11 protein-coding genes and 3 pseudogenes are annotated in these 11,648 nt (G+C 54.4%); 8 read left to right on the top strand and 6 right to left on the bottom strand.

From position 1 onward, the window contains the following. Positions 1 to 67: 67 nt before the first annotated feature. Entirely contained in the window at positions 68 to 331 is a 264-nt protein-coding gene (locus G3574_RS07720; protein ID WP_163961702.1) for a hypothetical protein, read from the top strand. A gap of 137 nt (positions 332 to 468) precedes the next feature. Here the strand turns inward: G3574_RS07720 and G3574_RS07715 are convergent, their stop codons facing one another. Then, complete coding sequence (locus G3574_RS07715) at positions 469 to 3,534, bottom strand: STAND family AAA ATPase (RefSeq protein ID WP_235953159.1); 3,066 nt, start codon at positions 3,532 to 3,534, stop codon at positions 469 to 471. Positions 3,535 to 3,804: 270 nt separating this feature from the next. On the opposite strand from G3574_RS07715, the gene G3574_RS07710 reads away from it, so the two are divergent. Then, the gene (locus G3574_RS07710) at positions 3,805 to 4,278 is read left to right on the top strand and encodes an SRPBCC family protein (protein ID WP_163961698.1); all 474 of its coding nucleotides are present in this window, start codon (positions 3,805 to 3,807) and stop codon (positions 4,276 to 4,278) included. A 2-nt stretch (positions 4,279 to 4,280) separates the two neighbouring features. Further along, positions 4,281 to 4,625, top strand: coding sequence for a DUF3703 domain-containing protein (locus G3574_RS07705; RefSeq protein ID WP_163961696.1), 345 nt, complete (start codon positions 4,281 to 4,283; stop codon positions 4,623 to 4,625). Between the two features lie 75 nt (positions 4,626 to 4,700). On the opposite strand, the pseudogene lspA reads toward G3574_RS07705, so the two are convergent. Both lspA and G3574_RS07695 read right to left on the bottom strand, forming a co-directional pair. Beyond that, a pseudogene (gene lspA, locus G3574_RS07700) lies at positions 4,701 to 5,195 on the bottom strand (signal peptidase II). A 7-nt stretch (positions 5,196 to 5,202) separates the two neighbouring features. Continuing rightward, on the bottom strand, positions 5,203 to 6,264 hold the full coding sequence (locus G3574_RS07695; protein WP_407941648.1) for a cation transporter: 1,062 nt from the start codon (positions 6,262 to 6,264) through the stop codon (positions 5,203 to 5,205). Between the two features lie 309 nt (positions 6,265 to 6,573). On the opposite strand from G3574_RS07695, the gene G3574_RS07690 reads away from it, so the two are divergent. From G3574_RS07690 to G3574_RS07675, 4 genes and pseudogenes are all read left to right on the top strand, one after another. After that, on the top strand, positions 6,574 to 6,963 hold the full coding sequence (locus tag G3574_RS07690) for a MerR family transcriptional regulator (protein ID WP_163961694.1): 390 nt from the start codon (positions 6,574 to 6,576) through the stop codon (positions 6,961 to 6,963). Between the two features lie 74 nt (positions 6,964 to 7,037). Beyond that, positions 7,038 to 8,546 (top strand): IS21 family transposase, encoded by a 1,509-nt coding sequence (gene istA / locus G3574_RS07685; RefSeq protein ID WP_163961703.1) that lies wholly within the window; start codon positions 7,038 to 7,040, stop codon positions 8,544 to 8,546. After that, positions 8,536 to 9,348 (top strand): IS21-like element helper ATPase IstB, encoded by an 813-nt coding sequence (istB, locus tag G3574_RS07680; RefSeq protein WP_163961692.1) that lies wholly within the window; start codon positions 8,536 to 8,538, stop codon positions 9,346 to 9,348. Before istA ends, istB begins: the two co-directional genes overlap by 11 nt. Positions 9,349 to 9,416: 68 nt before the next feature. Further along, positions 9,417 to 9,713, top strand: a pseudogene (locus G3574_RS07675) (efflux RND transporter permease subunit); the annotation flags it as partial. Between the two features lie 120 nt (positions 9,714 to 9,833). On the opposite strand, the gene G3574_RS07670 reads toward G3574_RS07675, so the two are convergent. Continuing rightward, a complete protein-coding gene (locus G3574_RS07670; protein WP_163961690.1) occupies positions 9,834 to 10,097 on the bottom strand; it encodes a hypothetical protein in 264 nt (87 codons plus the stop codon). A 59-nt stretch (positions 10,098 to 10,156) separates the two neighbouring features. After that, positions 10,157 to 10,435 (bottom strand): hypothetical protein, encoded by a 279-nt coding sequence (locus G3574_RS07665; RefSeq protein WP_163961688.1) that lies wholly within the window; start codon positions 10,433 to 10,435, stop codon positions 10,157 to 10,159. Positions 10,436 to 11,268: 833 nt separating this feature from the next. Between G3574_RS07665 and G3574_RS07660 the strand changes: the two genes are divergently transcribed. Further along, positions 11,269 to 11,454, top strand: a complete 186-nt coding sequence (locus G3574_RS07660) for a hypothetical protein (protein WP_163961686.1) — start codon at positions 11,269 to 11,271, stop codon at positions 11,452 to 11,454. Positions 11,455 to 11,470: 16 nt separating this feature from the next. Here the strand turns inward: G3574_RS07660 and G3574_RS07655 are convergent. Next, positions 11,471 to 11,648: pseudogene (locus G3574_RS07655) on the bottom strand (IS66 family transposase); the annotation flags it as partial.

Raw genomic sequence — 11,648 nt, 5'->3', positions numbered from 1 at the left:
AGCCTGTTCTAATCCACCCGCGCGGGGCGTCATTCAGGATGCCCCGCGGCCTTCGAAGGAGAAATTCATGTCCAAGCTTGTGATTGGCGATCTGCCTGACAGTCAGGAACTCGATCGGGAAGCCATGGCGGTTGTACGCGGCGGCAATTCCTGGCTGGCGGGCCTGGGACCGATTGCCAACGTCAATGTCGGCGTCAACCAGAACATCACCCAGCTGCAAAACGTGCAGGTCAATGCGCTGAACAACGTCGGTGTCATTGGCCCTAACTTCGGCGGCCTGAAGCTCGACGTCAGTCCATCACAGTGGGCTAACGCAGGTATTGCGCTCTGATGCGCTTTCTGCATATCACCGAAGTATGTAGCCGCCAGCGCCCGCCTAGCGAACGGTCCGCTGGTTGAGAATGAAGAGTCACTTCTAGTTAAGCGACAATTACGGGCCTTGTTGACCACCGCAAGCCGAGAGATGGATTATCGCAGCAACTTAGCCTGCTTTTTGATCTCAATTACCTTTGCAGACTCAAACGAGATCTTCAAGGAACTGCATAGCGCCTGTTTTTGTGGCTCATCGGTGTGGTACATGTACATGTGCGCGAAGCCGAGGGACTGCAGCACACCAAACGCATATGGATGCTTTTCAAGCTCACCGGCCAGCTTTTTGACCGCATCAAGCGGGATCGCACCTGGTCGCAACAGGCGCGCTGCTACACCAATGAGTAGGTACGAATTGGTTGGTTGAGCATCGACCACTTGAGTAACATCTTCCCGAAGTTTCTCGGCTGAAACATATCCCCCGGCTGAAGCAATCGTCCCAGTAGCGACCATGCCAAAAAGATTGAACACGCGCTTCTTCGCCCGTTTTTCAGCCTCTTCATAGCCCAACCGCGGATTTTCCTGCAATTCATGCTGACATAATGCCTGAAGCAGTTCCGGGATGTGCTCTGCGACCTCCTCAAGCCATAACCGTAAAGCGCGCAGTGGAGCATCAAACACTTCCTGAATCATCTCCTTTTTCTGCCCGCGCTCTAGGGAGCCGTAATGGTTCTTCAAGATCAGTCCGACAATTTCAGCTGTCTTGTGCAATAGATTCCATTTTGCTGTCAGGTCTAAATAGTCGTACTCTTCCGACTCGTCTCCCTCATCATGCACTGCCGCGTTATCTTGCTTTTCCCGAATCGCGGACTGATTTTCATCGACGTTCGGCAACGGCAGCGTCATCTGGTTGCATCTCTCGACTAAACCATTGAGAAACTCAGTGTCTCCATTGAGTTCAATTGGCTTTTTGTCTGAAAAGCAGTCACGCAATACATTGCAAATCTGACCAATGACCCATTTGTTTTCCACATGATGGGTCAGGAACATGATTGCATGTGCACGGTCGCGCAGGTAGAGCTTCTTACAAGAGGCTTGGACCCAAGCGCGGATTTCCGGGTCATCCAGATTTCGCGATAAGTATCGGCCGATGAAAAAATAGTACACATATGGATAGGCAAAACCATAACAGTCACCCTGTTTGGTGAGGATCCTTGCCCGGACCAGCAGAGGCAATCGTTCTGCCAAATCAACCGTAACATACCGGTCACTAAACTCCTTGTTTGCCGCGCGAAGTTCGATGATATCCAGTGCCTTGCACCCCTGTGACTGGAAGCGCCATGCGAGGATCGAAAGATAATTGAAGTGTTCATCGAGTTCGCCGGGCTTGACCCCAACTTCACCAAGGCTCTTTGTAATCAAATACTGATAGTAAAAGCTCAGGCCGCTGTTCTGAATCTCCCCGTGGCGATGCTGTTCACAGCTTTGGAGAAGAATCAGCAGATAGATCGGGTGTTCTGGGACTAGTTGCTTGCCAATTACCGTGTTCATGATGGTTTCAACGTCATGGACACGCTGGTCAAGTTCCGGCTTGGTAGCCACCGATGACAAAGAGCACCATTTTTTAATCAGCCTGTGGCGCAGCTTCAAGCCAAATTTCATCAATTCATAGCTGTCAAAAGTGGACAGTGCCGCTGTCGCCGATGCGTCAGTCAGATTTGTCACCTCCAGGCCTGTGCATGCAGTCAGGCAGATGCCGGCGAAATGCCGATTGGCATAGTCAAACAGCGCTGGAAGCGTGTGCAGGCCGGATTTGAGGCGGTCGATATCATCGACGAGCAAAATGCGACGCTCCCGTGGAAGGGACATAACAGTGTCGGCATTCTTGTATTGTTCAGTAATGGCTCGCTGAATACGCTTCTCAGAAGATGATCCGCCTTTCAGGTTCAGGTCCGTGCCAGACAGGAGTACCGGCGCGAAACCGCGGGAGAGCAGGTCGCGGAAATACCACAGTAGCAGTGTCGACTTGCCGGATTTTTCGTCGCCGTAGAACAGCAATGACTCACCGCGTACAATGGCAGCTGTCAGCTCGCTTGCACTTTGCGTGTGCTGTCGAGCGACATCGGCGTCATTTTTCTTTCGGACATCTGGCCACACAAAAATATCGTCAATCGTCAGTTTTTCCTTGGCGCTATGCGTGAAATTGCCACCCGCGTCAGCCAGCGTGCTAGCGAATTCGCTCGTCAGGTCCAAAGCTCCGTGGACAATTGAGTCATCGCTCCAGTGAAAACAGGTTTCGTCGCCCAATGTCTCCACGCCGGATCGGGTTAGTTTGTAACCCTGTGTTGACACCTCTTTGTTATCCAAATCAAAGAGATGTATGCTGAAGCCGGCATCAGCCGTGCCACCGTGTGGCTGCAATGCGGGCGCTTCGAAAAATAGCGAACTGCCGGTCAATTGCTCGTCAATCTGCCCCGAGTTGCCAATATGTTCGTGCCCACTCAAAACAGCGGTGCAACTCAGGCGCAGCCGCTTACGCAGTTGGTGATATGCGCTCTGACAGTACCAGTTGAATGGATGATGCAGCAATGCCAAATGCAGGCACGCAGGAGAAGCGAGCTGGTCTTCGAACTTGTTGATCGGATAAACCAACTGGCCTTGCTCCTCCGGAAGTCGAGACATCCAAGCGGCATTGAGTGACGAAATGCGCACGCATCTTTTGCCAACATAAAATTCCTGTTGCCAGAACAGCCGGGATGGCATAACGGCTGCTGGCAAAAGCGAATGCTGAGCAAACTCAAAAAAGTGACTCTGGACCTGTGTGCACTGGTCGACCATATCAGCCAGTTCTGCCTTTTCAGGCGCCTCTACCACAGCGTCAATCAGCGTTTCACGGACAACATTGCTAGGCTTTAGCACGCAGTCGTGGTTGCCCGGTACCATTGCGACGAACACTTGACGCCCAGTTTCTTCTTTCAACTTCTGTACGAGCGGTGCGATGAGGAGTTCAGTAGCAACGATGTACTCAGCCTTTGCCCCCGAAAATGCTATATCACCGGTAATAGCGATCAGGCATGCATCGGCTTTGCGGGCGCTATGGAAGCATGCTGATGCGATGGCGGACACCTGCGACAGGCATTGATCCTTTTCGCTGTGAATGTGGATATCGCTCAGGTGGATAACGGCTAATCGAGACATAGGACGGAAAATGAATGGCCAATCCATCTTGGACAATGCCCAGAGGGAAAATTCCTCATGGAACTGAAAAAAAGGAAGGCTAGAAAAAAGAAGAAATAATGCTTTGTGTCAATTTTACAAGATTGTTCCTAAGCAAAGTGAAGACTTACCTTCTCATGTTTGCCAGAGCCATAAAAAATTTCAGTTAACCCTGTAGTACCTACAGGGTTTTAAATGGTGATTAGCACAAGAAAGTTAGTAGTTGCGCGAAGAATCAAGCGCACTTGAATCGGCCAAAAAAATGAAAGCGAGGTTCACATGTTGGTGGAAAAGTCGACGTTACTTCCTTGCGGGATTGAGCAGTGCATTCAACAAATCATGTCCACGCAGCTGCTCAAGTACGTTTCGTGGCCACTAGTGCGCTTCGTGCCAATGGATCCGCCTGCTTTGCCAGTCCTTTGGGAAAGCCAGAAATATCTCGTGAAGTTGCGATTATTTGGCTTTCTTCCCTTTGGAAAGCAAACGATCAACATTTCGGTGGCCTCAACCGATCCCAACCGTGTTGTTCTCCGTGACAATGCCTATGGAAGCCTGATCGACCGCTGGGATCACCGGATTACGCTCGTACCCATTGAAGGTGGCACGCTGTACACCGATCGAGTACATATTCGCGCAGGCATATTGACCCCGGTGGTATGGGCCTTCGCATGGTTCTTTTACCGACACCGTCAGCGTCGATGGCGCAAGCTGGTCGACAGCGGCTTCACCTATTCAGACTACAGGATGAGCTGATCATGAATCCAACTGTTCGCCATGCTTTTAACCTCGAAATGGCTGCTGCACATCGGCTATTGACCGAAGGCGACGTCGATAATGCATTTATCCACCTCGAACGTGCACATGTTGTTGGACAGCGTTACGTGATACCCCACGTGCAGACACACTGGCATATGCTGCGCATTGGCTTGTTGCGACGTTCAGTTCCGCAAGTCTGGGGACAAGCCGTTCGGATCGTTCTGGGCGCACTAGGATCAGCTGTTGGCGTGGTCCCAACCGGAAATACCGGGGGCACCAACATCAGCATGTTTGCCAGGATGCCCATTCACCTTGATATTCAGCGCATCCTTGGGAAAGAGTAAGTGCTTTGTACCGGAATGAGCACGCAAGAACGGCGGGAGTCGCTTTTCACGGCTACCGGTGCGTGCCGGAGAAGGCTAGCTGTGGCGCGAAGGACTTTTGAAGACCCATGGTCCAACCACAACCAGCACCGCGCCCAGCACGATGCCGCAGTCTGCCAAATTGAATGCCGGCCAGTGCCAGGCGCCCCAATGCAAATCAATCCAGTCAACCACCGCCCCGCGGAGAAGGCGATCATACAGGTTGCCTGCTGCTCCTCCTGCAATGAGTGCGAACGCTGCACGAGTCAGTTTGTTCAACTCCGAGTTGGAGATGATCGACATGACAAGCTAGGTAATAGCAACAGCGGCAACGATTGAAAAGAAGTAGCGCTGCCAGCCGGCAGCGTCGCTCAAGAAGCTAAACGCAGCGCCCGGATTTAGCCAGAACCCCAGGTTCAGGAATGGAGTCACCACCGATGATTCATGCAGCTTGAAAACCTGAAGGACAGCCTCTTTAGAGGCAACATCCGCCACAAAGACAGCGATCCCCAAGGCAATCGCCAGCCCCCTGCCAGCATTCGCGTTAGCCATTCTCTACTTACCTCAGCTGAAGGATGCGACGGGCGCCGTTCATCACGACCACGCCGATGATGGTGCCGATAATGAGGTCCGGATACGGAGAGCCAGTCAAGGCAACTAGGACGCCAGCGGCAATCACGCCAAGATTCGCGATAACATCGTTGGCCGAAAAAATATAGCTGGCTGTCATATGCGCTCCGCGGTCCCGCTTTTTGGAAATCAGGACCAGGCATGTGACATTGGCAGCAAGTGCAAGCACACCTACCCCCATCATGAGCACCGATTCGGGTTCACTGCCAAACAGAAACCGCCGCATCACCTCGGCAAGTGCACCCAGCGCCAGGAGCAGCTGCAGCCAACCGGCGACGCGCGCGGCACGCACCTTCAGGCTTGCCGCTTTGCCAACGGCATACAACGCAAGGCCGTAGACCGCCGCGTCGGCAAACATGTCCAGGGAATCCGCGATCAATCCGGTGGACTGGGCAACCAATCCCAGCGCAAGCTCTAGGAAAAACATCACGCCGTTGATCATGAGCAGAAGACGCAAGGTACGCGCTTCGTCGGCATCATCCTGGCTGGACGAGGTGGGTATCTGCGCGGTGGCCGAGAGTGGCGCCGAGTCCTTCAGCGTTGCTCCCAGATTGAGCGGGGCCAGTCGATCAAGCAGGACCTGGGCATCGCTTTCATGCACGACTTCCAGCTTTCGGTTGGGCAGGTCAAAGGCCAATGACTTGACCCCTACTACATCGCCGAACGCCATCCGGATCATGTTTTCTTCCGATGGACAATCCATCTTTGGTACGGAACAAGTGCTTCGAAGAGTTCTGCTGCCTTCTGGCGATGCAAGCAGATGCGATTCCCGCATCTCCGCCCCTAGCCGCAGTGGACGAAGTCGTTCAAGAATACGAATTGCTTCACCCTGATGCACTACCTTCAGTTCCCGTTTGGCGAGATTGAACGTCAGCGACGAAATGCCTGGGACCTCAGCCAGGGCCAGACGAACGATATTCTCCTCCGACACACAGTCCATCGCGGACACCGAAAACGTCGTCTCATGCAATCCGGTTGCCTCTTGCGGCAACTCGCTGGAATCACGCAATACTGTCCCCAGCTTGAGCGGTGACAGGAGCGCGAGAACCTGTTCCGGCTCGCTACGGTGGATCGCCTGCAGTTCACGCTTTCCCAAGTCGAACGACACGGATTGGATACCACCTTTGCCAGCCAATGCCATGCGAATCAGGTTTTCTTCGGATGGACAGTCCATCTTGGGAATCGAAAAGGTGGTTTGACGAAGCGGTTGATGCGGACCTGTCACGACATGCTCCTGGGCCAATGTTGAATCTCATTGCAGGATAAACCTTATACTTGGTATAAGGTCAATGGAGGACATATGAAGATTGGAGAGTTAGCAAAGGCCACAGGCTGCCAGCCCGTCACGGTGCGCTTTTACGAACGAAAGGGCCTGTTGGCGACTCCCGAGCGCACGGATGCCAATTACCGCGTCTACAGCACGAAAGACGTAGAACGCCTTTTGTTCATAAGAAACTGTCGGGCACTGGGGCTGACCCTTGAGGAAATTGAACGGCTTGTACAGATGATTGACTTTCCCGAGCAGGATTGCAGCGATGTTAACGCTTGCCTGGATCGGCACATGGAGGAAGTGGATCGCCAGATGCAGGCATTGTTCCTGCTAAAGCAAGCGCTGAGCAAACTGCGCGGCCGATGTGCTGTACCTGGCGCTGTTGACGATCGCCCAAAATTGACCCACCTTTTGCAGTAGTTTTCCCCCAAATTTGACCCACGTGATTGAATCACCTGCTCAAGAAACGAGCAGGAGGACTAGGAGTGATCACCGTGGGCATATTAGCCAAGATCAGGCGGCTGCATTTGCGCGACAAGCTCTCGATACGAGAGATCGCCAGACGCACCAACCTATCCAGAAACACCATCCGGCACTGGCTGCGCCAGCCGGACATGACCGAACTGACGTATCCCGACCGGCAGAACAAGAGCATCGTCGATCCGTACGTTGACCAATTGCGGCAGTGGATTGGCGCCAATAGCCATCGGCCCAAGCGGGACAGGCGCACGTCCAAAGCGATGTTCGAGGCATTAAAAGCGCAGGGCTATGCCGGCAGCTACACCCGCATCGCCATTCGCGCCCGGCAGCTGCGCCAGGAATTGAACGACGCCCCGAACCGCAAGGCGTTCGTACCACTGGCCTTTGCCCATGGTGATGCGTTCCAATTCGACTGGAGCTGCGAGTACGTCTTCATCGGCGGCCTGCGCCGCCGCCTGGAAGTAGCGCACTGCAAGCTCGCGTCCTCACGTGCATTCTGGCTGGTGGCGTATTACACCCAAAGCCTTGAAATGCTGTTCGACGCCCATACCCGCTCGTTTGCCGCTTTCGGTGGCATTCCCCGCCGAGGCGTCTACGACAATATGAAGACCGCCGTTGACCGCGTTCACAAAGGCAAGGAGCACACGGTCAACGCCCGCTTTGACGCCATGTGCGGCCATTACCTGTTCGAACCCGATTTCTGCAATATCGCCTCCGGCTGGGAGAAGGGAATTGTGGAGAAGAATGTGCAGGATCGGCGCCGGCAAATCTGGCATCAGGCGGCAGAACAGCGCTGGAAGACACTGGCCGAATTGAATGTTTGGCTGGCAGAGCAATGCATTCGTGCCTGGGAGACCATGTCCCATCCCCAGTGGCCGGCCATGACGGTGGCCGATGTCCTGCAAGATGAGCGCGTACATTTGATGCCCATGCCCAAGGCATTCGATGGCTACGTCGAACAACCGGTACGGGTCTCGGCCACCAGCCTGATCCACTTCCAGCGCAACCGCTACAGCATCCCCACTCCACACGCCCACCAGGTGGTGAGCCTGCGCATTTATCCCGATACGCTGGTGATTGTGGCAGACGGCGAAGAAGTCGCCCGTCATGTGCGTCAGTTCGAGCGGCTCCAAACATGCTACGACTGGCAACATTACATTCCGATCATTGGCCAGAAACCGGGCGCATTGCGCAACGGCGCGCCGTTTGCCGGCATGCCGGAGCCGTTATTGCATCTGCAGCGGCATTTGCTGAAGCATCCAGGCGGCGACAGGGTGATGGCGCAGGTGCTGTCGGCGGTCCCCGTGCATGGTTTGGATGCGGTGCTAGTAGCAGTGGAATTGGCGCTGGAATCGGGACGACCCAGCGGCGAGCATGTCATCAATGTACTGGGCCGATTAAAGGGCTTGCCACCCGAAGAAACGATCGTCAGTACGCCCTTGAGGCTCAAGGAAGAGCCGGTGGCCAATGTCGACCGGTATGAACAATTGCGCACGATCCTGGAGAACGAACATGTCGACTGACATCATCAGTAAATTGAAAGAACTCAAACTGCATGGCATGGCGCACAGCTGGTTCGAGTTGACGGCACAATCCAGAATGGTGGACTTTGATCCCGAACACTTCATGCTGCAACTCTTGAAATCCGAGACGGCGGACCGGGAAGTGCGATCCATTGCGTACCAGATGACGGCCGCCAGGTTCCCGGGGCACCGGGATTTACATGGCTTTGATTTTACGGAAAGTCGCGTGGATGGGGCACTGGTGCGGCAATTGCACACACTCTCGTTTCTCGATGCCGGGCACAATCTGGTGTTCATCGGCGGGCCCGGCACCGGCAAGACGCATCTGGCGAGCTCCTTGGGAATTGAAGCCATCAGAAAGTATGGCAAACGGGTGCGCTTCTTCTCCACGATCGAACTGGCCAATGCGCTGGAGCTGGAAAAAGCAGCCGGCAAGCAGGGACAGATTGCGCATCGGCTGATGTATGTCGATCTTGTGATTTTGGATGAGCTGGGTTATTTGCCGTTCAGTCAGGCCGGTGGCGCCTTGCTGTTTCATCTGCTGTCGAAATTGTACGAGCGAACCAGCGTGGCGATCACGACCAATTTGAGCTTTGGGGAATGGCCCAAGGTATTTGGCGATGCCAAGATGACGACGGCGCTATTGGACCGCCTGACTCACCACTGCCATATCGTCGAAACCGGAAACGAATCCTGGCGCTTCAAGCACAGCGAATCGACCTGCAAGGCACACGGCAGAAAATCAGTAAAGAAAGGAGAGGCCAAACCCAGACCAGAGGACTTATCCACAGAAATCGTTTAAATTACGAAAAACAGGGTGGGTCAGATTTCGATGAAAATAGTGGGTCAGTTTTAAGTGAAATTCAACAGGTCGCTGTCATCCTGGCCGGCCTTATCCCATTGATGGTTGGCGCCGGTGCCGGCCACGAAATCATGTCTCGACTCGCTGCCCCAATGATTGGGGGCATGGTCACCGCACCGCTCTTAAGCCTTTTTGTCATTCCCGCCGCTTGGCGCCTGCTGCAGGAACGCAAGCTTCGCACAAATCCTATTTCGAGCACCCCACTCAAAAAGCGAATCAAGCAAGGGCCTGACATGTTGATGGAGCCAGAGCAGCATGACGTCAACACGCCTCAAAGTCTCAGCTCAAGCTTTAGGATTGTGTAGCGTTCAAGCCATACATACACTTGCATCGCACAGATAACCGCACGCTTTAATTTCCAGATAGTTCACTTAAAGTGATGAAAGTAAGCGACTTTTTCGTAAAGGTCGCCGTGTGCAAAGTTTTCAGAGCGCCAGAGCGGCATTGGCCCACTGAGCGGGGCTGACATCGAGCTTAAGTCCGCCAAAATTCGGACCGATGACACCGACGTTGTTGAGTGCATTGACCTGCACATTCTGTAGTTGCTGGATGTTCTGGTTGACGCCCACATTGACGTTGGCAACCGGACCCAGGCCCGCCAGCCATGAATTCCCGCCACGTACATCTTCCATGGCTTTCTTGTCGAGGTCACGGCTGGCTTCCAGATCGTGTATTGCGAGTGCAGACATGTTATTTCTCCTTGAATCGGTTGGGCGGAGCAGTCTGTGCACTGCTCCGCTGGAGTGGCTTAGTACAGACGGATGTTGTTGCTGCCGTTCTGGGTGGGCGCCACGTTGGCCGTGATGCCATTGACGAACGCGGCATTGTTGCCGTTGTTGACCTGGGTGTTTTGCGACTGGCCGAGCGACTGCGAGGCAGTGATGTTGGTGTCGCTGAAGGCCAGCGCGAACTGCGGGCCGAAGAACGACGGCATGGCGAACTGGTGGGTGCCGCCGCGCACGCCGCGCATGGCAGCCGCATCGAGGTCGGAGGAAGTGGCAAGGTCTTTGATGGTCAGAGTGGTCATGGCGAATCTCCTGGATAGTGGGGTAGGTTGGATGAGTGAATCAGTGGCACTCGATCTCTCTATCGCAGGGACTGTGCCAGCGGGGAGGCAGCGCACGGAGAAGGGGAGCAGGGCGCAGGCAAGCCGTTGATTGCAAAGGCAAAGAGCAGGATGACAAGGGCGATACGTTGTCGAAACCGTCAGGCCTTGCCGGCCTGGCGTGTTGGGTCGGAGCATACTGCTGCCTCTATGCTGTAGGGCATCAACCAACACCGAACATAAGAAACGACACCAATGGTATGGGGACTACTGTAGATGGACCAGCGTAGGCAACCGTAGACAGGGACGACCCGAGCCGGAATTCGCGGGCTGCGCTAAACCTGCATGAGCGCCTGTTGGCCCAACACTTTACTGACCTAACCTTATGGTAGCCCTCGTCGTGGACTGGGCAGTCTTTCTATTACGAACAACTTTCATGGCGACCTGGATACTGGGCCCAGCACTGATGGCTAGCTGTGCCTAGTCCGCCGTGCCTGTATTGGATGTGTTCCGACCAAGTCGTTGAACTTGCCGCACGTCGCTCACCAGCTGTGGCTTTCTTTAGATGGAACGAACTGTTAGCAACAGTCTGACAGCGGTAGCCGTAGTGTTGGTTGCAGTCCCACATGTTCTTGCGTTCATCGCCTCGCAACTACTATCAGATCGTCATTGCAAGACAGGCATTTCCTTTTCCATTCAATGACTTGGCGTGTTCCGGCAACCGGATGCTTCGCCTGGCACACTCTCTGCAATAGAGAGATCAAGTGCCACTGACGCACTTACCCACCCAACCTCTCGCAACCAAGGAAATTACCATGACCAAGCTCACCATCAACGACCTGTCCGTTTCTGCCGACCTCGACTCCCGCGCCATGAGCGTCGTGCGTGGCGGTACCAAGGCTTTTGCCATGCCGGCCTTCTTTGGCCCCAGCTTCAGCTTTGCCAGCAATGAACTTAATTTCGTAACCGTTCACCCTGCCACGACGGCGAGGAATTCGTGATGAATCGTGCAGAGAATTAAGCTGGAACCAGTGAAGGCGCCGTGCCGTGGCCCCAGTGCGCCTGAATCGCCCGGGTGAGGAAGCAGAGCACGTTGCGGCCTTGCAGCCTGCAACTGCCGGCGACGGTCATGATGCGCTCGACATAACGCGAGCCGCGTGGCGATTGCGTACCGAAGCTGATCTTGCGCCAGATG

The sequence above is a fragment of the Noviherbaspirillum galbum genome, assembly GCF_010974945.1.
Classification (GTDB): domain Bacteria; phylum Pseudomonadota; class Gammaproteobacteria; order Burkholderiales; family Burkholderiaceae_D; genus Noviherbaspirillum; species Noviherbaspirillum galbum.
The sequence above is the reverse complement of the archived record's forward strand: the minus strand, read 5'-3'. Positions and strand labels throughout refer to the sequence as shown.